This window comes from Desulfobulbaceae bacterium DB1 (assembly GCA_001914235.1).
Lineage (GTDB): Bacteria > Desulfobacterota > Desulfobulbia > Desulfobulbales > SURF-16 > DB1.
Genome location: MQUF01000003.1, coordinates 469350 through 492948 on the forward strand (window position 1 = coordinate 469350; position 23599 = coordinate 492948).

20 protein-coding genes and 1 pseudogene are annotated in these 23599 nt (G+C 53.5%); 18 read left to right on the top strand and 3 right to left on the bottom strand.

Annotated features, from left to right (window positions below):
• Window positions 1-49: 49 nt before the first annotated feature.
• Complete coding sequence (locus tag BM485_04555) at window positions 50-679, bottom strand: hypothetical protein (protein OKY76505.1); 630 nt, start codon at window positions 677-679, stop codon at window positions 50-52.
• 196 nt (window positions 680-875) lie between these two features.
• Here BM485_04555 and BM485_04560 point away from each other — a divergent pair, with 196 nt between their 5' ends.
• From BM485_04560 to BM485_04580, 5 genes and pseudogenes are all read left to right on the top strand, one after another.
• Window positions 876-1322 (top strand): heat-shock protein Hsp20, encoded by a 447-nt coding sequence (locus tag BM485_04560; GenBank protein OKY76506.1) that lies wholly within the window; start codon window positions 876-878, stop codon window positions 1320-1322.
• Between the two features lie 30 nt (window positions 1323-1352).
• A complete protein-coding gene (locus BM485_04565; protein ID OKY76507.1) occupies window positions 1353-1739 on the top strand; it encodes a heat-shock protein in 387 nt (128 codons plus the stop codon).
• A gap of 242 nt (window positions 1740-1981) precedes the next feature.
• Entirely contained in the window at window positions 1982-2710 is a 729-nt protein-coding gene (locus tag BM485_04570; GenBank protein OKY76508.1) for a hypothetical protein, read from the top strand.
• A gap of 13 nt (window positions 2711-2723) precedes the next feature.
• Window positions 2724-4047: pseudogene (locus tag BM485_04575) on the top strand (hypothetical protein).
• A gap of 1101 nt (window positions 4048-5148) precedes the next feature.
• Window positions 5149-5373, top strand: coding sequence for a hypothetical protein (locus BM485_04580; GenBank protein ID OKY76509.1), 225 nt, complete (start codon window positions 5149-5151; stop codon window positions 5371-5373).
• Window positions 5374-5380: 7 nt separating this feature from the next.
• Here BM485_04580 and BM485_04585 read toward each other — a convergent pair whose 3' ends face one another.
• A complete protein-coding gene (locus tag BM485_04585) occupies window positions 5381-5728 on the bottom strand; it encodes a ModE family transcriptional regulator (protein ID OKY76510.1) in 348 nt (115 codons plus the stop codon).
• A gap of 246 nt (window positions 5729-5974) precedes the next feature.
• Here BM485_04585 and BM485_04590 point away from each other — a divergent pair, with 246 nt between their 5' ends.
• The 10 genes from BM485_04590 (at window position 5975) to BM485_04635 (ending at window position 19089) form a co-directional block, all read left to right on the top strand.
• Window positions 5975-8455, top strand: a complete 2481-nt coding sequence (locus BM485_04590; GenBank protein OKY76511.1) for a (2Fe-2S)-binding protein — start codon at window positions 5975-5977, stop codon at window positions 8453-8455.
• A gap of 12 nt (window positions 8456-8467) precedes the next feature.
• The gene (locus BM485_04595; GenBank protein OKY76512.1) at window positions 8468-10111 is read left to right on the top strand and encodes a formate dehydrogenase; all 1644 of its coding nucleotides are present in this window, start codon (window positions 8468-8470) and stop codon (window positions 10109-10111) included.
• Window positions 10112-10158: 47 nt separating this feature from the next.
• Window positions 10159-10842, top strand: a complete 684-nt coding sequence (locus BM485_04600; protein OKY76513.1) for a hypothetical protein — start codon at window positions 10159-10161, stop codon at window positions 10840-10842.
• Window positions 10843-11101: 259 nt separating this feature from the next.
• Window positions 11102-11689 (top strand): hypothetical protein, encoded by a 588-nt coding sequence (locus tag BM485_04605; GenBank protein OKY76630.1) that lies wholly within the window; start codon window positions 11102-11104, stop codon window positions 11687-11689.
• A 19-nt stretch (window positions 11690-11708) separates the two neighbouring features.
• A complete protein-coding gene (locus tag BM485_04610) occupies window positions 11709-13697 on the top strand; it encodes a hypothetical protein (GenBank protein ID OKY76514.1) in 1989 nt (662 codons plus the stop codon).
• Window positions 13698-13720: 23 nt separating this feature from the next.
• On the top strand, window positions 13721-14209 hold the full coding sequence (locus BM485_04615; GenBank protein ID OKY76515.1) for a hypothetical protein: 489 nt from the start codon (window positions 13721-13723) through the stop codon (window positions 14207-14209).
• Between the two features lie 74 nt (window positions 14210-14283).
• Window positions 14284-15045 carry a hypothetical protein gene (locus tag BM485_04620; protein OKY76516.1) on the top strand — a complete coding sequence of 254 codons (762 nt, stop codon included), beginning with the start codon at window positions 14284-14286 and terminating at the stop codon, window positions 15043-15045.
• A 90-nt stretch (window positions 15046-15135) separates the two neighbouring features.
• Entirely contained in the window at window positions 15136-15741 is a 606-nt protein-coding gene (locus tag BM485_04625; protein OKY76517.1) for a hypothetical protein, read from the top strand.
• A gap of 399 nt (window positions 15742-16140) precedes the next feature.
• Window positions 16141-17739: a hypothetical protein gene (locus BM485_04630; GenBank protein OKY76518.1), complete on the top strand. Its 1599-nt coding sequence runs from the start codon at window positions 16141-16143 to the stop codon at window positions 17737-17739.
• 9 nt (window positions 17740-17748) lie between these two features.
• Entirely contained in the window at window positions 17749-19089 is a 1341-nt protein-coding gene (locus BM485_04635; protein OKY76519.1) for a hypothetical protein, read from the top strand.
• A gap of 37 nt (window positions 19090-19126) precedes the next feature.
• Here BM485_04635 and BM485_04640 read toward each other — a convergent pair whose 3' ends face one another.
• Entirely contained in the window at window positions 19127-20995 is a 1869-nt protein-coding gene (locus tag BM485_04640) for a cell division protein FtsH (protein OKY76520.1), read from the bottom strand.
• Window positions 20996-21351: 356 nt separating this feature from the next.
• Between BM485_04640 and BM485_04645 the strand changes: the two genes are divergently transcribed.
• From BM485_04645 to BM485_04655, 3 genes are all read left to right on the top strand, one after another.
• A complete protein-coding gene (locus BM485_04645) occupies window positions 21352-21585 on the top strand; it encodes a hypothetical protein (protein OKY76521.1) in 234 nt (77 codons plus the stop codon).
• 61 nt (window positions 21586-21646) lie between these two features.
• Window positions 21647-21871 (top strand): hypothetical protein, encoded by a 225-nt coding sequence (locus BM485_04650; GenBank protein OKY76522.1) that lies wholly within the window; start codon window positions 21647-21649, stop codon window positions 21869-21871.
• Between the two features lie 167 nt (window positions 21872-22038).
• Window positions 22039-23502, top strand: a complete 1464-nt coding sequence (locus BM485_04655; GenBank protein ID OKY76523.1) for a hypothetical protein — start codon at window positions 22039-22041, stop codon at window positions 23500-23502.
• Window positions 23503-23599: the final 97 nt, after the last annotated feature.

Below are 23599 nucleotides of genomic sequence, written 5' to 3' on the forward strand. Positions count from 1 at the left end.
GCTTCCACAGACATGATGAATCAATCCTACATATTCACCGGGCAAAAAGTCAAAAAAATTCCCGGCCGGATTTCCCATGGGCATCAAAACGCTCCATGGACTGCCCTCGGGCAATGATACTTTCCAGCTCGGAAACCTTTTTCGCGCAGATACCGACAATGTCCGCCATCATTTCGGAAACCTGATCATCCTCGCCCAGAAGAGTTTGCGCTTTGCGCAGCAAGTTTTCCCCTTGGGCCAGGTAGCTCTCCATATCTTTATGCAACAAGGCCCGGTTCTTCTGCTTCTGCTGCTCCGCATCTATCACCGGCAGCAGCCGCTGAATGGAAACCTCCACCAGCACATCCCGCGGAATGTTCCGTTGCCGGGCAACCAGGTCCAGCACCTCCAGGGAGCGCCTGCTGAGCACAAAGGTCTTCTGCCGCCGCTCCCCGTTTTCCGGGCTGTACTCATGGGCCTTTTTCGCAACTTTATCAAGCACGCTCACATCCTCGACAAGCTGATCGAACAGGGATTTCTGCTTGAGATTAAGATGCGCGGCAACGATGCCCAGAAGGTCAATGATATGGATCGGCAACCTGAAGGTGGCCCGCACCGACTGCTTTCCCTTGAGCCCTTCCGCGGAAATAAACAATCCCGCATATTCGGAAGAATTTTCCCCGTCTTTTGTTTTTCCCATAATGACCTCCCTCACAGGACCAGTTATCTTATATTACTATATTTATTTTTACATAAAAAGTAATTAATGAGAAAAAATCATAAAAAATAAATATGCGACATTGACAACACTCTTGATGTAATTATTTTTTTATCAAAGAAAAGCGCAGCAAAAAAAGTCTGATCCCAAAAATGAAAATAAAAAAAGGAGGTACACTATGTGGACACGGTGGAATGACATTGATCGCATGTTTACTGCCATGGATCTGCTGCAATCCAGAATGAACCGGATTTTCCCTGATTACGACAGATTCCGGGTAATGCCGGCCGGCTGGGGCGTGACGGAAAGCGGACCCAGGACAAATCTCTACGATGCCGGTGACCATTTTGAAGTCAAGGTCGAAGTTGCGGGTCTTGCCAAAGAGGACCTCAACATCAAGATTCAGGGCAACTATCTTGAGATAAGCGGCACCAGAAAAGCGGATGCGCCGGAAGGATACACCGCCCACCGGGTGGAACGTGGCACCACGTCCTTCACCCGCAGTTTCACCCTGCCTGCGGATGTCAATGCGGACAAGGTGAAGGCAACGCTGCTGAATGGACTGCTGACTCTGGCATTACCGAAATCAGAGGCGGCAAAACCGAAACAGATCACCGTCAACTGATATCCCGGACGAAACAAAAGGAGAATTGCCATGACCGATAGAAACGATATTGTGAAAAGAGAAGAAACCATGCCGGAAAGAAGCCGTGAGTTGCCGGCAGTTGTGCCTCTTGTCGACATATATGAAAATGAGGATGAAATTCTGCTTTACGCCGATATGCCGGGCGTGGAAAAAAACAACATCACCATCAATATAGAAAACGGCAAACTCGCCCTCTCCGCCATCCGCAAAATTACGGCAAGCGGCGCTGCGGGCTGGGAGGAGTTCAGCGACGTGGAGTATCAACGAACCTTTTCCGTGCCCCAGGCCATTGATGTCGGCAAAGTCAATGCGGAATTAAAAGACGGCGTCCTGCGTCTCCACCTGCCGAAATCAGAGGCGGCAAAACCGCGGCAGATCGAAATAAAAGCCGGCTGATACAGCTGCACTTGCGGCAGGAAAACAAAAACACAACCTGACTTCCGCTAAAAACGGGGCAGGCGTACTGAAAACGGGAAATCATCAGGGCATGGTTTCCCGTTTTTTATTGCGGGCAAACCGCAAGCAGACAAGACGATGTGACACGAGACCGTTGATATTTTGTCAAAATAGTGTTGTTATGATAATGGAAATCACGACAATTTTCTTCCCTTGCAGCAAGAAGCTTTTTTTACGGAATCATGCGACTGGCCATTATTTCCGACATCCACGGCAATTACCGGGCCCTGCAGGCTGTCTTGCGGGATATCGACGCCATCGGCGTGGATGATATCATCTCGCTGGGTGACAATATCGGCTATGGACCGGAACCGGAAGAGGTGGTGCAGACCCTGCTGCAACGAAAAATCGATTCGGTCATGGGCAATCACGAGCTCGGCCTGGCCAGCGCCAGCGCCTTGCAACGACTCAATGCGAGTCCACGCCTTTCCCTTGAACTCACCCGGCAACTGATGACAAAAGAGTCCCTGCAATTCTCCATATCCCTGCCGCCCTTTCTGGTCCGCCACAAGACCCGTTTTGTCCACGGCTGCCCACCCGCATCAATTACCGCCTATCTCTGGAACCCCACCGAAACGCGACTGTCGCGGCTCTTTGCCGGTTATGCCGAAACCATCTGTTTTTTCGGCCATACCCACAATCTCTCCCGCTTTCAAAGGCGAGCGGAACGCTGCTTCACGGAAAACGCCGGCCTGGGGGAATTTGCATTGCTGCCGGATGCCCGATACATCATCAACCCCGGCAGCGTCGGGCAACCCAGGGATACAATCAACAACAAGGCCAAATACGGCATCTGGCATATGGATACGATGCTTTTTGAACAGCGGGCCGTGAGCTATGATGTGCAAGCCACGGTTGCCCTGCTCGCGGAACGCGAATTCCCCTCATCGAACGCGATCAGGCTTCTTTGAGCGAAATCAGGTCATGGAAAAAATAGGTCGCTATCACATTCTACGCAAGCTCGGCAGAGGAGGAATGGGCTCGGTCTACAAGGCCGTCGTACCGGTCATCAACAAGGTGGTGGCGATAAAAGTCCTGGACCCCTTTGAAACGCTCGTCGCCCTCCTTGGAAATGAAAGGTTGCGGGAAATTTTCACATTCGAGGCGGTGACGATGGCCGGCCTCCACCATCCCGGGGTGGTCGATGTCTGGGACTTTGGAGAAGACGAACAGGGACGGCCTTATTTTGTCATGGAGTTCTTCTGCAATAACCTGGGCAATATGACGGGCGAGAGCTTCCAGATGGAAAAGGCCTGCCGCCGCATCAACCCGGACAAGGTCCTCAGCTATGGCAGGCAGATTCTCGATGGTCTTGCCTGCCTGCACCACAACCAGATTATCCACCGGGATATCAAGCCGTTCAACATCCTGATAACAGATGAAGACCGGGCCAAGATCTGCGATTTCGGCATGGCGCTTTCAAAAGGATTTTCTTTTTCCGAACCAAAAAAAAATGCAGATCGGGTCACCTTACTATGCAGCCCCCGAACAGGCGAGTCATCCGGACAGGGTTGACGGCCGGGCCGACCTCTATTCAGCCGGGGTGCTGCTTTACCGCATGCTGACCGGAGAACTGCCGAGCATGCGCAGTTTTTCCCTGAGCCGGGTGAATCCCCTCTATGATAATGCCTGGGACGATTTTTTTTCAAGGTCGCTGAGCCTCCATCCCGACAATCGTTTCCAGACGGCTGACGACATGGCGGAGGGTTTGAATCGACTCCATGTCCACTGGCAGACCGTCACCAGGCAGCAGACGTTGCAAAACCCAAAAAAGAAAAACGAGAAAAGGATCATCCTGCGCAAGGAGCCGAAAAACGTCTGCGGGAAAAAGGCCCGGATCCTTTTCGGCCTGAACGAAATGCACCGCCCTGACAACGCCGTTCCAAACCACTTCATCAATGCGGAAAAAGACATCATCCTTGACGAGGCAACCGGGCTTTTCTGGCAGCATGACTGCAACCAATACAGCCTGTCCTGGCAGGCAGCCGTGGACTATGTCGCAACCCTCAACAGTCAAGCGTTTGCCGGCAAAAACAACTGGCGGCTGCCCACGGTAAACGAACTCGTCTCATTATTGCGCGAAGAGGCCTGGCAATCCGCAACAACCCCCTTTGCCGATCGGGGAAAATGGTTGTGGAGCTGCGATCGCCATGGCGAAAGAGATGCCTGGTATGTCAACATGGATATGGGTTTTGCCGACTGGCAGGATATCACCTGCCGCAACTTTGCCCGGGCGGTCTCCGGCTAACCCCCATCCCCGTGGACGGGAACAACGAAGCATGAAACTTTAAAAGAAATAGGCCATAGTTATCTTCTTAATTTTTCTCGACAAAAAAAGAAGGAGGATAACCATGTGATCAACGGCAATTATTTTCCCCGTTCCCGCGACAATTAAAATTCCAAAAATCGGATTTAAGCTGCCCACTGTGACCGAATAAGGACAAATCAGGTGAAGCTATTATTTTTTTGTGCTATTATAAAAATTGTTCACTATCTTCACCAGCTTCGTCTTTTAGAGGGGGTTTTCTCAGAAACACTCACAGATGTCGAATCCGCGTTTTTCATCACTTTGTGAGTTTCCGCCCTTCATGAGGATATACCCCGATTTATCCGAATCTTCCGACGGTCGCTTAACCGCGAACTGATCTCTTTATATACCCCGAGGGAATTTCTTTGGGGAAATTTATCATTCAAAGTGCATCTCCGCACCGGCACTTTCTCGCTTACAGGACTGGAGCAATTTTCATTTCCGGCTGCAACCCTGCGAAAGCAATGTACTCCACGGTTTCCGGAAGACGGATTACTCTTCCTTGACGTTTGTTGTCCCGCAAATCTTCGCCAGGCGATGGCTCTTTAGTCGCATCACGGATTTCGGCGCGTCAAGAGTCATGGCAGAACAGTTTTCATCCGGGCATCACCAATCAGACTCGACGCCGAGGTCCGGCCGCCGGCCTGAAGAACATTCATCTCTTATGAGGAGCAAAACCATGAGTAAAGAACAAAAAAACATAAAGGCGGATAAAAAAAAACCGGCTATGAGTCCAAAAGAAAAGAAAGCTGCGAAGAAATCCAAGAAGGAATCGAAGAAGCTTTTTGCCTTTGACAAGACGAGCTGAATTTGACTCACTCCGGGACTCTGCCTTTTTTTACCCTGATGACCATCAATACCCGCCGAAACAGCTCATCAGGGTAAAATTATGCCCGACAGAGAATTGACTGATGGCGCTGAAAGCGGGCGGTATAAATTCCCCGAGTCTCACAGGTGAGCCGTTCCGCCGACTTCCTCGGATTTAAGCCGGGAGTATGTCATCGTCATAAAAAAATTGGATTTTCAGAACGCACACGGAATGTGCTGCGTAACGACCGGGATACCGAGCTCCTGCGTTCGGAACTGTTCAGCATCGAACAGCTGAAGCGTCACGCGGTAACCTTGGCCGGCCGGCATAGAATCAACCCACGTTCAGGTCCGGACAGGTTGCAGCCACGCCTGGCGGACAATCCGCGCGTCCTGCTGACAGCCTATGAAATTGTGACAGCTGCCGCAGCCACGCCGGACCGCCCCGCAGATCGATAGAAACGGTTCATTTATCAAAACAACCGGCAAGCAATTTACTAAAAACAATGTTTGAGTCCTCGAGAATATGGGAGTGAAGTTTTTTGAACTGCTCCATCAATTCTTGGGCAAAAGGCGTCAACCGTGACCCTTTTCCTTCCCGCACCACCAAGGTTTTTCCCAATCTCTCCTCCGAGGCCTTGATGCGGCCCCAAAGGGCCCGGTAGCCCATCTTCAGCTCCTTGGCCGCCGCCTGCAGTGATGAATGGCGGGCCACCGCATCGAGAATCCGGTAACGCCCAAGTCCAAATACCACCTTCCCTTTTTCATCCTCGATCCAGATTTTTGACCGTATGATAAACTGCTCACCTGCCATAAATTCCCCCACCGTTTTAATTTTTTTTCCCGCATCAGCCGTGATATTGCACGTCCTTTTACCCTGTTTATCAATACTTTTCCAGCGGACCGTGATTTACCATAGGTACATATGCCAATATTGACATAATAAACAATGAAAGGTAAGAGTAGATCCGGGTCAGATGTCTCTGAACGACCGCACCAGCAGCAAGCGCAAGAAGAATAACCAACCAGAATCGATACAACCAAACTGAAACCGTGTGCAATGAAACTAATTACCTTTTCCATTAATGCAGTCGAATTGACGGTAGCCGGCGGCACCACCATTCTGGACGCCGCGGAAAAAATCGGCATACCCATACCAACCCTTTGCCGTGTAGCGGACAAATCCGAGGCAGACTGCGGCATCTGCGCAGTGGAATGCGAAGGCAGCGAAGAATTGCTTCGGGCATGCAGCACGCAGGCTGCAGCCGGCATGGTCATCCGCACGGACACCGAAACGGTGAAGAAATACCGGCAAAAGCAACTGACTCGCCTCGCGGCAACCCATTTCGGCGACTGCAAGGCTCCCTGCAATCTGACCTGCCCCGGCCAGATTAATGTCCAGGGTTATATCGCCCATGTCGCAAAAGGACAGTATGAAGAGGCGGTTCGCCTGATCATGGAACGCAACCCCTTTCCCTTTTCAGTGGGGCGTGTCTGCCCCCGTTTCTGCGAAACCCGCTGCCGGCGCATTCTGGTTGATGAGCCTGTTTCCATCAACCACCTGAAACGATTTGTCGCGGACTGGTGCATGGCGAACAAGATTGATCTCAAAATCCGCCGCCGATCGCTGACCGGAAAAAAAGTGGCGGTGGTGGGCGGCGGCCCGGCGGGGCTCACCGCCGCCTACTTTCTGGCCGAAAAAGGTCACGCGGTTACGGTGTTTGAGGCCAATGACAAACTTGGCGGCATGCTGCGCTATGGCCTGCCGGAATACAAGATTCCCAAAAAGATCCTGGATTACGAAATCAGCAGCATTCTGCGCCTTGGAATCTCAGTACAGCTCAACCAGCACTGGGGGAGAGACTTTACCCTGGCAAGCCTGAATGAGCAAGGTTTTGACTCGGTGCTGCTGACCATCGGCACCACCGTTGACCAGCCTCTTGAAATTCCGGGTGCAACCCTGAACAATGTGCTGCCGGCTACCCGGTTTCTCCACATGGTCAATGAAGAGGTGGGAAGGGATTACGGCCGAAGAGCCGCTGTGATAGGCGGCAACAATGTGGCCATGGAAACGGCCCGCTGCCTGCTCCGCAACAATGTGGACCAGGTGACCATCATCTATCCCCGGGCGCAGCTCGAGATGCCGGCCAACCAGCGAAACATCCGTGAGGCGGAAAGGGAAGGAGTTCAGTTTCTACTCATGGCCTCCCCCATTCAGATCATGGAAAAAGACGGCGGTCTCGAGCTGGAACTGATCCGCATGAAACTGGGAGAGGCTGACGCCAGAGGAATCCGCCTGCCGGTGGCCATCCCCGGATCCGCCAATATTCTCAAGGTGGATACGGTAATCTATGCATTGGGACAGTCGGCCTGCGGGGAAGAGGGCATTCCCGGTGACCGGCAGGCGGACGACCTTGAATTCACCCCCGGCAACATTATCAAGGCCAACCCGAGAACCTCGCTTACCAATCTTGCTGATGTTTATGCCGCAGGCGATGCGACAAGCGGCCCCCGATCCGTCATCCAAGCCGTTGTTTCAGCCCGGCGAGCCGCGGAAAACATCCACGCCGCACTTATGGCGGTGAGTAAAGAACCGGCCGACAGCCGTTTTAATTTTTCCCGCGGCCGATCATTTGATGACGTTGACATGCGCAACTTCGACGGGGTCAAGGTGCGATTGCGGGAAAAAATGCCGTCACGGCCGCCGGAGCGATGCATCCAGGATTTCGACGAGGTCAAACTCGGTTTCACTGAACAGATGGCCAGGCGGGAGGCGGCACGATGCCTTTCCTGCGGCTGCACCGCTTTTGACCGGTGCGATTTCAAGCGACTGTGCATCGAAAATTTCGTTGATCCGAACAAAACCGGCATGGGGACGTCCCCGCGCTACAAAAAGGATCTGTCCCATCCTGTCATTGCGGTTGATCTCGACAAGTGCGTCTTCTGCCGGCGCTGCGTCAATTCCTGCCAATACGGGGCCCTGGAGATGTCAGCCGCCTCCCTTGACAACGAAGGCCGGCCCCAGGAAATACGTCTTCGTTTCAATGAAAAATGCACCCACTGCGGCCAATGCGTCGACAGCTGCTCAACCGGCGCCCTGAACAAAAAAGACATGTCCGTGCCGATCACGGGCGAAGCGACACGGGAGATACGCACCACCTGCCCTTACTGCGGGGCCGGCTGCCAGATGCTGCTCAAGGTGAAGGGCAATACCATCATGGAGGTGGAGTCGGAGCCTGATCTGGCACCCAATTACGGCGCGCTCTGCGTTAAGGGACGCTTTGCCTTTAACTTCATTCATCATCCGGACCGTCTGACTCGCCCGTTGATCAGGCGGAACGGCCAGCTGGTGGAGACCTCCTGGGAAGAGGCCTTAAATCATGCGGCAAAACGTTTTTTTGATATCAAGGCGATGTATGGCGCGGACGCCATTGCCGGATTTTCCTGCGCCCGGGCAACCAACGAAGAAAATTATCTGATGCAGAAATTCATGCGTACAGCGATCGGCACCAACAATATCGATCATTGTGCACGACTTTGACACGCGCCAACCGTGGCCAGTCTGGCCATCACTTTCGGCAGCGGCGCAATGACAAACTCCATTGCCGATGCAGTCAACGGCAAAACCGATCTCTTTCTGATGATCGGCAGCAATCCCGACACCAGCCATCCCACCATCGGCCTGCGCATCCACCAGGCCGTTGATCGAGGAGCCAAGCTGATCGTCATCGATCCGCGCAAAACAAAACTTGCCGAGCGGGCCGATCATTGGCTGCGCATTCTTCCCGGTACCGATGTGGCAATGCTGAACGGACTGATGCACATCATCATCGAGGAGGACCTCTGGGACAAGGAGTTTGTCGCGGAGCGTACCGAAGATTTCGATGAGCTGCGCACCCTGGTGAAAAAATATCCGCCGGAGATGGTGGCCCGCATCACCGGCATCACCGCTGAGCAACTGCGCCGTGTGGCCCGCATGTATGCCGCTCCGGGCCGGCACGCCATATACCACGGGATGGGAATCACCCATTACACCACCGGCACCGATCGAGTTAAATCCATCGCCAACCTGGCGATGCTCTGCGGCAAGGTCGGGATGGAGGGCGGCGGCTGCAACCCCCTGCGCGGACAGAACAACGTCCAGGGCGCCTGCGACATGGGCGCCCTGTTCAACACCCTGCCGGGCTACGGCGGGCTGGATGACGACGACCTGTTCGATTGCTACGAAAAACTCTGGAATGTCAAACTGCCGCGGCGTCCCGGCAAACCCGCCACCGAGGTGTGGGACAACATCATGAAGGGAGACATCCGCGCCCTCTACATCTTCGGGGAGGATCCGGCCATTGCCGACGCCAATATCGGTCATGTGCGTCAGGCACTGGAGGAAGTCGATTTCCTGGTGGTGCAGGATATTTTTCTCACTGAAACCGCCAAGGCAGCGGACGTGGTGTTTCCTGCCGCCTGTTTCGCCGAGAAAGACGGCACCTTTGCCTCCACCGAACGGAGGGTGCAGCGGGTGCGCAAAGCGGTGGATCCACCCGGTGATGCGAAACCGGACTGGCGGATCTTCTGCGAACTGTCCCGTAAGATGGGTTATCCCCTCGAGTACGAAAGCGTTGAGCATATATTTCAGGAAATCGCTTCCATTCTCCCCCAATACCGGGGTATAAGCTATAAACGGCTTGATACCGTCGGTCTGCAGTGGCCGGTGCCTGATGCGGACCATCCAGGCACCCCGGTGTTGCATATCGGCAATTTCACCCGGGGCAAGGGCTTATTTGTTGCCGAGGACTATATCCCGCCGCAGGAACCGGTAAACGATGAGTACCCGTTGCTCTTTACCACCGGCCGCCATTATGCCCGGTACAACTTCAGCAGCATGACCGGCAAAACCCTGGAGATCGATGATATCGCGCCCGAGGCACTGGCTGAGATCAACCCGAAAGACGCCGAACAGATGGGAATCAACGAAGGCGACATATTGCGCCTGACATCGCGGCGCGGCGCAGTCACCATCAAGGCGACCATTACCGATCGAACCCAGCAGGGCACCGTTTTCACCACCTACAACTACCATGACACGCCGGTCAACCTTCTTACCCTGGATGCACTGGATCGTTTGTCCCGTACCCCGGAATACAAGCTCTGCGCAATCAGAGTAGAGGTGGTTGAGAAAAAAACATCTTGTGAGAGATAAGTTCCCGCTCATAGCACGAAGCATTTTTTTAACGTGGAGGAAATCACATGCTGATTCATGACTGGATGGCAAAGCAGGTTGTCACTGTTGATGAAAACACATCACTGATGCTGGCAACCCGGACAATGAAGGAAAATTCGATACGCCGCCTGCCGGTTGTCTCGAACGGCAATCTTGTCGGCATCATCACCGACCGGGACGTGAAGGATGCTTCCCCAGCCAAAACAACGACGCTTGATGTGCATGAACTGTACTATCTGATGTCGGAAATGAAGGTCAAGGACATCATGACGTCCAATCCCATTGTCCTGCACGGACATGAATCATTGGAAAAAGCGGCGGTCATCATGCTTGAGTGCAAAATTTCAGGGATACCGGTTGTCGACAACGCAGGACAGATCATCGGTCTGCTCAGTGAAACCGATGTCTTGCGCGGTTTTATCCACAGCACGGGTATCAAGGACGGCGCCATGCAGTATGTCTTTGACCTGAAGGATGAACCGGGCGCCGTCACCCATGTGGTCAAGATCCTGCGCGAAAATAATGCCAGGGTCATCAGTGTTCTGACCTCCTTTGAAGATGCCCCGGAAGGCATTAAAAGGGTGGCTGTCAGGGTTTTGCCGGAAAATATCAATGCCGTCGAAAGTTTATCAAAAATACTCGCCGAGAAATTTACCGTTGTTTTTCAAGGCAAGGATGAGCTGAAAGACATGCCGACCAGAAAAGCCTAACACCATCGGTGAAAACAAGGGCCGCGCAACGATCAGCCGGCGGCCCCTCAGCTCCTTCCACGCAAACAAGACCGACAATACGGACTGCCTTCCAAGAGACAGCAATTCGCCGCTGCAACATTTCCCTTCTCCTTGCTGTTTTTTCTCTGCCCGGCAGTGCCGCGGATCTTGACATTTTTCACCTTTTCGACGCACCATGAAAAGAGTGCGAAACAAACACCCAACGCCTGGAAATTTCACCCAAAAGGAGAAAACGATGCTGGAAACCGGAATTTTACTCCTCCTGCTTGCCTCAGCCGTTCTCATGGTTATCGTCTTCTACAACCGTCTGATAACCTTACGAAACCGCTACAAAAACGCATTTTCCCAGATCGACGTGCAACTGCAGCGCCGTTATGACCTGATCCCCAATCTGGTCGAAACCGCCAAGGTCTACATGAAGCATGAACGAGAAACGCTGGAGGCTGTCATTACCGCCCGCAACAATGCCTCCTCGGCCGTTCGCCGGGCATCTGCCGACCCGGCCGACGCCACGTCAATGCAGGGCCTGTCTTCCGCCGACAACCTGCTGACCGGAGCGTTGAGCAGGCTTTTTGCCCTGGTGGAATCCTATCCCGACCTCAAGGCCAACCAGAACATGATGCAGCTTCATGAAGAGCTCAGCTCCACGGAAAACAGGGTTGCCTTTGCCCGTCAGGCATTCAACGATTCGGTCATGCAGTACAACACGGCGCGAGAACAGATTCCGGTGAATATCATTGCCATCCTGTTCGGCTTTGCCGAAGCGCCGCTGTTTGCAGCAGATGAGCCGGAAACCAGGAAAGCCCCGAAAGTCTCCTTCACCTGAGGCAAACCGATTCACGTCCATGCTTGATTTTTTTGAACGCCAGGAGTCCGCGCGCCGCAATACCTTTCTTCTGCTTTTTCTTTTCTTTCTGGCAGTGGTGGTGATCGTCGGCGTCGTTCACTGGAGCGTCGCGCTTTTTCTGCTCTTTACCCCGCGCTATGCCATGACCGCACAGTCATTCGGCAGCCTGTTGACTGACCCGGACATCTCTCTTGTCACCATACCATCCGTCCTGCTCCTGATCTTTATCGGCAATGCCTATAAGTTCTTCACCCTGCGCCGGGGTGGAAGCGATATCGCCCTGCGCCTCGGCGGCCGGCTCGTCCTGCCGGACACAAGGGATCAACGGGAACAACGGTTGCTGCATGTGGTCGAGGAAATGGCCCTGGCCTCAGGACTTCCGGTTCCCCTTGTTTATGTGCTTGACCGGGAAAGCGGCATCAATGCCTTTGCCGCGGGCTTTACTCCGGCCGATGCGGTCATTGCCGTCACCGACGGCGCGCTGGCCCTGCTCAACCGCGATGAACTGCAAGGGGTCGTGGCCCATGAATTCAGCCATATCCGCAACGGCGACATGCTGCTCAATATTCGACTCATCGGCATCGTGCACGGCATCCTGCTTCTTCATCTTGCCGGCGGGTTTATCCTGCGGAGCTTTGAAACAAACCTTTTTAACAAACGAAGGCAAAACGGGGCAATCATTATGGCGGTCGGGTTTCTCCTCTATGCTCTCGGCTTCATCGGCGGGCTGCTGGCCAAACTGATCAAAATGGCCGTATCACGCCAGCGGGAATACCTGAGCGATGCCTCGGCGGTCCAGTTTACCAGAAATCCCCTCGGCCTTGCCTCGGCGCTGAAAAAGATCGGCGGCCTGACGCTTGGATCAAACCTGCGCCATCCCTTGGCTGAAGAGGCAAGCCACATGTTTTTCGGCAACGGCCTGGGCGACAGCCTGCTCGATATTTTCTCCACCCACCCGCCTCTTGCCAAAAGAATCCTTTTGCTTGATCCCGCCTTTGACGGCACATTTCCCCGAGTCAAACGGATTGTCGAGGAGATACCCGTTGCCGTGAAAAGGGCCGCGCCTCCGCCGCCGATGGCGCAGTCGGCAATTGCGTCCGCGGGAAACCTTGCCGGGGCCGCGGTTCCCGCCAATGTTTCAGCCGCGGCGGAACCGCATTCTCAATCGCCAAACCACACCCCGGAACAGGTGATCGACCATCACATGCGGGAACGACGAAAAATGCTTGCGACCATACCGGAAATTGTCCGCAAGGCCTGCCGTGACAACTACGGTGCCCAGGCAGTGGTGCTGAACCTCCTCTTCAGCCCGGAAGAAACGGTGCGGACTGCGCAATGGGAACTCGTCAGAAACTTTGCCGACCTTAAACTCGTCAAGGAAACGGAAAGACTCTTCCCCCTATTAACCACTGTTTCCAGATCAACACGGCTGCCGCTGATCGATCTCTCGCTGCCTGCCCTCAGACTGCTCGACGAAAAGCAATACCGGGAATTCAGAAAACTTGAAAAGCACCTTGCCGACGCCGACCAGAAAACCGATCTTTTTGAATACATGCTGCATCGTGTCCTGGTGAGCCACCTGGAGCAGAATTTCGCCGCGCACCAGCCAAATGATGGGCAAAACGAACCAAAGGGGAATTTTGCCTGGGCATGCTCGATCGTCTTTACCCTCCTGGCGAAACACAGTTATAATAATGACGGGCAAGAAGCACGGGCCGCCTTTGACAGGACCGTATCTCGCATTGCCGCAGGCAAGCGGGACGGAATTATTTTTCTGGCCGATCCCCGCTTGCATCCCCTCCGGGATTTTGATCGTGCCCTGCGGATCCTGGCGGAAACGGGACTAAGCAGCCGAAAAAATCTGCTTGCCGCCTGCCTGGAATGTATCACCAGGGACGGCCGAATCAGTTCGCAAGAGGCGGAACTGTTTCGCGCCATCGGCGAAGGACTGCATTGTCCGATACCAGCGCAACTCATTGCCTGCTGACAAAAAACAAGAAGGAACATGGTATGAAAAAATACTCGGCAATCTTTTTCCTGCTGTACACGCTTCTTTTCCAGGCAGCGCCCCTTTTCGCGGCAAGCGAAAATTCCGTTGAGCCGGAGCCGGAGCCGCCCTCTGCGCCCCTGCAACAGATCCTGCCGCCAACCATTGATGCCGACAAAGAAAAATTGCGGCAAGACGCACGGGAACTCAGCCGGAACTTCCGCCAACTGTTTACCAACCTTTCATCCCTCAGCATGAAACTGGCCAAATCCGTGGTGGACTATATTGCGGAGTGGATAGAAATCAATTATGAAAAACTGACCGAGGAAAAACAGGAAAAACTGCGGCAATTTCTGAAAAAAATGCAAAACGAATACAGCAGTATGAAAGACATGTCGGCTCAGACCATGCAGAAATTCCTGGAAGATTTTCGCGACTTGCTCGAACAGCTCGAAACGCCGGACGACCCTCTTCCTGCCGGTAATGGACCGGAAAACATGGAGCGCATATAAATCCGACTCCTTTCGCCGGTTGTCTGCCCGCCCGGCCACTGACGCCCCAAAAAAAACGCATGAAATCGCCCGCCATGAAAAATCCGGCCTTGCCGCTTCGAGTTCTGCTCCTGCAGGCACTCTTCATCCTTGCTTTCCCGACCCTATCCAGCACCGCGCCACCCCCTTTTTTTCCCCATGGAGAAAAACTCACCTTTCAGATACGCTGGAGTTTTCTGCTGGCCGGGCACGCCACCCTTGAGGTGCGGCAAGGAGAAATAATAGACGGAGAAACGGCCAGCCACTTTGTCATGACGACCCGCACAACCCCTTTTATCGACACCTTTTACAAGGTGCGCGACGTGATTGAATCCTACACCAGCCAGGATATGCACCACTCCCTGCGCTACATCAAGAAACAACAGGGCAAAACAAAACGGGATATCATCGTCACCTTTGACTGGAAAAAAAACCAGGCCCGCTATGCAAACTTCGGCAAGCCGAAAACACCCATTCCCATTCCTCCGGGCACCATCGACCCCCTGGCCGCTCTTTATTTCATTCGCCAGTCGGATTTCAACCACGGGCCACTGATCGAGCGTCCCGTGACAGACGGAAAATACAACGAAATCGGCAAAGCAAAGATCCTGCGCCGCGAAGAAGTCCATGTTCCCGCCGGAATCTTTCAAACTATCGTCGTTCAACCAAACCTCGCCAAGGTGCGTGGCGTTTTCGAAAAAGACAAGAATTCAAGCATGTTGCTCTGGATTACCGATGACCGGAGCCGCCGGCTGGTCAAGGTAGCAAGCAAGGTTAAGGTGGGAAGTTTCGTGGCGGAACTGATCGCTTCAGAATAAATTTGACTCTGATTGACATTTTCCCCCTGAATCATTAAAATAGTAAATATAGTAATTTTTCTTCATGTTTTTCCATTCAGGGAGGCGGTTATGCAGGTCAACAACAAGCCATCCAATATTCCTTTCAAAACTCCCGCCGAGGTTGACGGACAGAACAGGCTGCAAACACGTCAGGCTGCGGCAGGACAAACGCAGCAGACTCAAATCCTTGCCTCCGGGGACAAGCTGTCCATTTCCGGCGAGGCAAAGGCATTAAGCAACAACCAGAATGCCGCCTATGACGCAACCACCCCGGCACGGAACCAGACGCAGGTGCGGGCGCGGACAAATGCGGCGGATGTTGCCGATAACAGCAGCAACACCGCAGCCCAGCTCCGAACCGCGCAAGAGCAGACAATGCGGATGAATCAGCCCCCTGCGCCACCCGAACAGCCCTCGGAAACGGCGGCAAGCCGACCGGAACCGACCAGCAACGGCCAAACCGCCCCGTCGGCGCCGCCAAATACCTTAGCGCCCTCCGCCCCGGAGAGCACGGCACCTGCAACCGCAACCCAGCGCCCGGAGCCCGCTGCTCCCCCGATCCAGACCCTGCCCCCGCAGAGCATGAATACGGCCCAGAAAGCGGCGCAGGAAAGCCCGATATCCGCTGCGGGCGGTATGGCTGCAGGACCATATAATATCAACCTCACGGTTTAGATTTAATCGCTCCTCTTTCCGACGGCAGCAGCCTCCAGCATGATGGACGGCTGCTGTTTTTTTTTGCCCTCCCAGCCCCATGCGATAATTTATCCTATGGCAAGACGTTTCGAGTCAATGATTGCCGACCAGGCCCTTTATTCGGCCAAATACAAGGGGAGAAACCAGGTAGTTTCATTTTCGAGTGCAAGCCGGCCTTCGAAGTGAAGCGCACTTGAAGCACTTCCCGCCTTTTTCCATCTCCTCCCTCGGCTATCATGCCGCTTCTCCTCAAACCGAACAAAATTGTTCGCGCCGAACTCGTTTTGCCGAAAAAGAAATGGGACAAACGACCACCCCGTGGTACAATCCCGGCGACAAACGGTCTTTCTGCAAACAACCCCATGAACACACTGTAAAATGAAAAAGAAACTGAGCAGCTATATTGCCGGCGCGTTTATCATCAATGTTTTCGCCATCCTCAGTGTAGGCGGCATCTGTACCTTGATGGTCAAAGACATGGTGACGAATATCGCCCGTCTGGAAAAGGAAAGCGGGAATGTCTCCACAATTTACCGACTGAACAACAAAATCCAGCATGCCGTCTTCATGGTTCACAATTCCATCGTTGATTATGATGAAACAGCGGAAAATGAAATCATGGCCACCATGGCCAAGGCGGAAAAAGACCTGCTCGACTATATGGGAAGTGAAAAGAGCGGGCACAATCTTCATACGCAGGAGGAATTCATTCTCCTGGAGAAACTTCACGACAATATCAGCGGCATCAAAACCCTTCTGCCCGAAATTTACCGCAACCTCACCCTTGCCGAGCCCCAGGATGAGAACGGGTTCAAACTGCTGGAAAAATATGCCTTTCACGCCCGGAACCTGACCCAGTCCATCAACGATGTTCATTTCAAAGTCGTGTCAGGCCTGGTCAAGGAATCTTACAACAAGATGTTTTTCATCCTGCTGCTCTACCTGACCTGTTCGGTGGTGGGGATCCTCGCCTCCTGCGTCGGCTATGTGGTGTTAAGCCGTCATACGATCAAGCCGATCATCAATCTTGCCACCGCGACCCGCAGAATTTCCGGCGGCGATCTCGGTATCCGGGTTGCAACCGATTCCGAAACCGAAATCGGCACTCTGTATCAATCATTCAATGCAATGACGGAAAAGCTGCAGGAACATCAGCGAAAACGGGAAGATTTCAACCGGATGCTGGAAAAACTGGTAAAGGAAAGGACCCGGGAACTGCTCGAATCAAATGAGTCTTTGTCCCGTACCCAGTCGGAACTGGTCAGGATGGAAAAAATCGCCACCCTGGGCCAGATCGCCACCTCGGTCAACCACGAAATCAAAACACCGCTGAATGTCCTGTACATGAATCTGCAACTGCTCATTCGCAAGATAAACCAGTGCCCCATGGAAGGGGACTCGCTGAAACAGGGCATGCTCGGTCTGACCGAGATCATCAATAATGAAATCGGCAGAATCAATGAAATAATTGAAGAATTCGTCAAATATGCCCGTTTCCCCGCCCCGAAAATCAAAGAAAGCGATATCAACAAAATACTTACCGACATCGCGGAGATGGTCACCCAGAATGCACGGGAGGCGGACATCAGCATCGATCTTCAGCTTGATGACAATTTACAGACCTGCCCGGTTGATGCTAAGATGATGATTCAGGCTCTGCTCAATCTCTGCATGAATGCCATCCAGGCCATGCCCTACGGCGGATCCTTGAAAATTGAAAGCAAAAAACTGGAATCATGCACGAAAATATCGATCATCGATACCGGACAGGGCATTGAAGCGGCCGACCTTGACCGCATCTTCGATCCCTTTTTCACCAAAAAAGACGGAGGCCTGGGTTTTGGGCTTGCAATTGTCCAGCGAATCATCGAAGATCACCGTGGTTCCATTTCCTGCCGGAGCGAGGTGGAAAAAGGGACCGAATTCACCATCATTCTTCCGACAACGACAAAGGCAATCTGTCAGGATATCATATAAGGTGCACCCATGCCGCAGACCACCATACTGATTGTCGATGATGACAAAATGACACGGCAGACGCTTTCCCTGGCTCTTGAGGATCATTATCAGACCATGACGGCCAAGGACGGGAAAACCGCCCTGGAAACGCTCAGGGAGCAGGAAATCGACATCGTCCTTTCCGATCTTTTCATGCCGGGGATGAACGGCATTGAGCTGCTTGAGCAAATCAATCAGTTGCCGGAAAAGCCGCCGGTCATTTTCATAACCGGCCAGGGCACGGTCGAAACCGCCGTGCAGGCCATGAAACTGGGCGCCTATGACTATGTCACCAAGCCGATCAACATCGACCGCCTGTGTCTTATCATCGAAAAAACCCTGGAAAATAAACGACTCAAGGAAGAAAACATCCTGCTGAAGGAAAAGATAAAGGAAAACTATCCCGACCTTTCCCTTATCGGCGATTCCCCGGTCATGCAAAAGGTCAAGGCACTGGCCCATCAGGTGGCCTCCACCACCGCAACCGTGCTCATTGAAGGGGAAAGCGGCACCGGCAAGGAACTGATCACCAACATCATCCACTACAACAGCCCGGTGGCCCACGGTCCGTTCATCAAAGTCAACTGCGCGGCCTTTGCCGAAGGCGTGCTGGAATCGGAACTTTTCGGTCATGAAAAAGGTGCCTTTACCGGCGCCGTGGCCGCGAAGAAAGGCCGTTTCGAGCTGGCCGACAACGGCACCCTTTTTCTCGATGAAATCGGAGAAATGCCCCAGTCGATCCAGGTCAAGCTGCTGCGCTTTCTCCAGGAGCAGACCTTTGAGCGGGTCGGCGGCACAAAAACCCTGAAGGTGCAAGTGCGGATTATCTCCGCCACCAACAGAAACCTGACGGAAATGATCAAGGAAGGGACCTTCCGGGAAGACCTTTATTACCGCCTCCGGGTGGTCAAGATCGAGATGCCCCCTTTACGGGACAGACGGGAAGACATTCCTCCCCTGGTGGACAATTTTCTGAAGAAATTCTCCCACCGGCACGGCAAACCGATTCAGCGGGTGTCGAACGAGGTTATGAACCTGATCAAACAGTATAACTGGCCGGGCAACATTCGGGAATTGATGAACTGTATAGAGAGCTCGGTGGTCATGGCGCGGGGCGACACGCTGACCATCGATTCCATACCGGAATACCTGACCTATACCGAAAATGGTTCGGAACCGGAAAGCAAGGAAGGGGCGCTGCATGAAATGGAGCGTCAGCTTATCACCGATGTGCTCAACAAAACGGCAGGCGACAAGGTGCGGGCGGCGAAAATTCTCGGCATCGGCCTGCGCACCCTGTACCGCAAACTGGACAGATGGGAGATGTGATCAGCCAATCATCCCGATTCGGTGCAACGCCGCCTGATCATCCATTTTTCTCCGCCGGGGAAAACAACGCGTGCGCGGCCTTGATTGCGGCGCAAGCCGGCCCGTCGTCAGGCGCGAGGGCGGAATCCCCGGCTATCCTCTTTTTCGAGGTGCATTCATAGACGATCTCCATTTCCTCCCGATCCAGGGTCTCATTAAGCAGCAGCATATCGGCCAGATAAATGACAAAGTCCTTTTCCGCTGTTAATATTTCCCGCGCCTCCTGGTAGCAGGATTCAACCAGTCTTTTCACCTCCCGGTCTATCCGCTGTCCCGTTTCTTCACTGTAGGCGGACCTGTTCAGCTGTTCCCCGAGAAAGCCCCCATCGTTCTGCAGATAGGCCAGCGGTCCGATTGCCTCACTCATGCCCCACTGGCACACCATCTTGGTGGCAAGACTGATGGCCTGACGGAAATCGTCCTCCGCACCGGTGGTCTGCTGTGACAGGCAAATCTCCTCCGCCACACGACCGCCCATGAGAATCTTGATGCGGCTGAGCAGGTATTCCCTTGAATAGGCGTGGCGATCAGTCAACGGCAATTGCTGGGTATGACCAAGCGCCTTTCCCCTGGGGATGATGGTAATCTTATGGACAGGATCGGTTTCCGGCAGGTGGCGGGCGAGCACCGCATGGCCTGATTCATGGTAGGCCATGGTCTTGCGATCCTTCTCGCTGATGACAAGCCCTTTTCGTTCAACCCCCATCAGGATCCGGTCCTTGGCCTTTTCCATATGCTCCGGCCGGATGGCGCTGTCGCCCATGCGTCCGGCAATAAGAGCCGCTTCGTTCATCAGGCTTGCAAGCTCGGCGCCGGTGAATCCCGGGGTGCTGCGCGCCACATTTTCAAGATCCATGTTCTCGGCAAGCGCCAGTTTCTGGGCATAAACCCGGAGAATCTGCAGCCTGCCTTTGACATCGGGTGGGAGAATACTGATCTGCCGGTCAAAACGGCCCGGCCGCAGCAGGGCCGGATCAAGGATATCCGGCCGGTTGGTGGCGGCGAGAATAATGATCGTCTCTTCAGTGGAAAAACCATCCATTTCAACCAGCAGGGCGTTGAGCGTCTGGCCGCGCTCATCCTGCCCGCCGGTCATGCTGCCCGCACCTCGGTGCCCTCCCACCGCATCGATCTCATCAATAAAAACAATGCAGGGCGTATTTTTTTTCGCCTCCTTGAAGAGATCCCGCACCCTGGAGGCGCCGACGCCGACAAACATCTCGACAAAATCCGAACCGCTGATGGAAAAAAAGGGGACGCCGGATTCTCCGGCGATGGCGCGGGCCAGCAACGTCTTGCCTGTGCCCGGCGGGCCCTGAAACAGGATGCCGCGCGGGATGACCGCCCCGAGTTTGCTGTATTTTTTGGGCCGCTGAAGAAAATCAATCACCTCCAGCAATTCCTCCTTGGCCTCCGGTACCCCGGCGACATCACGAAACGTCACCTGTTTATACTTTTTCTGGGGAGTAAAATGGGCAAGCTTCTCCCTGCCGAAATCCGCCTCGTTTTCCCCGGTCCCATGATTGCGCAGCAGGGAAAACCAGACAATGAGAATAAGCATCATCGGCACGGCGAGTTCGGCAACCTGCCACAGCATTGCCGCCTTTTTCTCCGCCGGCAGAACAACAACATTCTTGGCAAGCAGCCTGGGCAAGAGGGAAGGGACATCCGGGGCAAACGAGGAAAACTCGCGGCCAAATGTATCGGTAAGGGAAATTTGCCCCTGATCAAGGCGGACCTCGGCTATTTCGCCTCTTTCCAGGGTCTCAAGGAATTCGTTGTAACTGATTGGCGGAAGACGGTTTTCAATAGTCCAGAAGACGGCAACGATCCCGCCGACGACAATCAAGGCCACAACGGCAAACAACGTACGAATAAAAAGGGTCAACTCGGCAGACTCCGTTAAGGTGGATTGACGGTCACGACATCATCGACACAAAAATATACTATATAATGGCAACGTATTGCTTGCAAAAGTTATTCCGTAAATCTCCGCCCGCCGAACAGCCCAAACAAGGGCATCCAGCCCTTTCCGGAATCTCCCTTTTGTCAAAATGACAAAACAGCATGCCATTTTGACAACAAAAAAGACCGCCATTTCTCACAACATGTCGGAACAACACAAAAAATACCTTTGGCACGATAATGGCAATAAAACACAAGCAAGAGACACAACAAACAAATAATCCAAAACAGAAAGCATCAGCACCATGGAGGAAGCAAATGAAAGCAACGAACCCCGAAGCCAAGGCCCAGGTAAAAAAACGCTCCACCGTTTCAAGTTCGGAAAACATCCAGGCCAAGGTTGAAGTTTCCAAGGGCGTTGTCATTGCGCTGGGCACAGCTCCGGCGCTGATCGGCATCTGGGCGGCCGCCTGTTTTGTCGGAGGTCTCGTTGCAAGCGGCGGTCCCATCGGCATGGTGAAAAGCTGGTTTTCGGCAATAAGCGGCATGTAAGGATCCTTAAGCAATTTATTCCGAATGTAATCGACGACAACTGATGCAACGGAGGTGCCCCATGAAAGAAGCAACATTGACAAAAAAACAAAACAAGGCACGGACAGGTGAACATATTCAGGCACAGACGGGTCTTGACACGTTTGCCACAGGCACCATCTCCGTCATGGGCGGCATTTCCGCCATCATCGGCATCTGGGCTGCAGCCTGCTTCATCGGCGGTCTTCTCAGCAGCGGCCCGGTTGAATTGGCTTACGGATGGTTCAGGGCGATAACCGGCCTGTAAAACCCGCCCCGAGAGTGAGCATGCTGCACAGACAAACAATCCCTCCCCCTGAGTCCCGCCAACGAATGGACAAGAAAAGCACGCGGCAGAGCCGCGTGCTTTTCCCTGTTTGCGACGCAAATCACCTTCGTCTCAGCCGCCACTGTTGAGCCGAGGAAACCAAAGAAATGAGCAAATCGTCTCCCAGCTTCATGAAAGCGGCGGTCAATCGAATTTCCCGCAGCAAACTTTCCGTTATCGGCGCGGTTCTCCTCATCTTCGTCAGCCCGATTCTCAGCCTCTCCGTTTTTCTCGACATTCAGGGCATCGTCAATAATCCCTATTTCGGCTTTCTTATTTATCTTGTTCTCGGACCGCTGTTTCTTTTAGGCATTATCCTGCTTTTTATCGGCATCATTACCTCCAGGGGCAAGGAGGACATCGGCCTCTTCACCTTTGAATACATCGAAGAACAACTCGCCCGTCCCGGCCGTTACAGCCGTATCCGGCGGCATCTTTACTTCAGCGTCACCCTCACCCTGGTGACCCTGTTCCTGGTCGCCCTTGTTTCCTATACCGGCTTTCACTATACGGAATCAAATGCATTCTGCGGCCAGTTCTGCCATACGGTCATGGAGCCGGCTTTCACCTCGCACTCCAATTCCCCGCACTCTCGGATTTCCTGCGTCAATTGCCATATGGGCAAAGGTTCCCGGTGGATGACCAAAACCAAGTTCTCCGGTGTCAAGCAGCTTTTTGCCGTCATGTTCGACACCTATCACCGCCCCATCCGTCAGCCCATCGACACCCTGCGCCCGACACGGGCTACCTGTGAGGAATGTCACCGTCCAGACATGTTTCACGGCGACAAACTCTATATCAAGGACCGTTTTTTACCTGACAAAGACAACACCCACGTCCAGACGGCGCTGCTTATGCGGATAGGATCGGGCGGCTACCTCGGCAGAAAAGCCCACGGTATCCACTGGCATGTTTCCGAGGACAACCAGGTTTTCTACAAATACAGCGATCTGCATCAGGAGGAAATCGCCCAGGTCTGGCTGCAGAACGGAAACAAGAAAACCATTTACAGCAAAACCGCCTTGCAGCAGCAGGTACCGGCAACCCTGTTGAGTGGCACTGTCCGGAAAATGGACTGCATGGACTGCCATAACCGGCCCACCCACGTTTTTCTCAGCGCGGAAGAGGCATTGGACGAAAAAATTCTCATGGGGGTTATTCCCCGCACCATCCCCTTTATCAAGAAAAACGGGGTTGAAATCGTCAGCCGGCACTATGATTCGGTGGAACAGGCACTGGAAGCCATTTCACAAGATCTGTTCCAATGGTACGAAAAGAATTATCCGGATTTCACCTCAAGCAAAAAACATCTGCTTGACAAGGCGGTCGCTGGAATCCAGCAGGCCTACCGGGAAAACGTCTTTCCCGATATGGAGGTGGGCTGGAATACCTATGACAATTTTATCGGCCACAAGGACGGAAACGGCTGTTTCCGTTGTCACAAGGGAGAGCACGTCAGTGAAGAGGGCAAGGTGATCAGCCATGATTGCGACAGTTGCCATGTGATTCTGGCGGAAAACGAACCCCAGCCCGATGTTCTGCGCATTCTCAAGGAAGAAGCCGCCAAGTAAACGCCGGCAGGCTTGATTCAAAACAATAACGACATACCGACGGAGTAGTTTGCAATGAAAGATGATGAGCCAAATAACGACCAGGAAAACGACTATC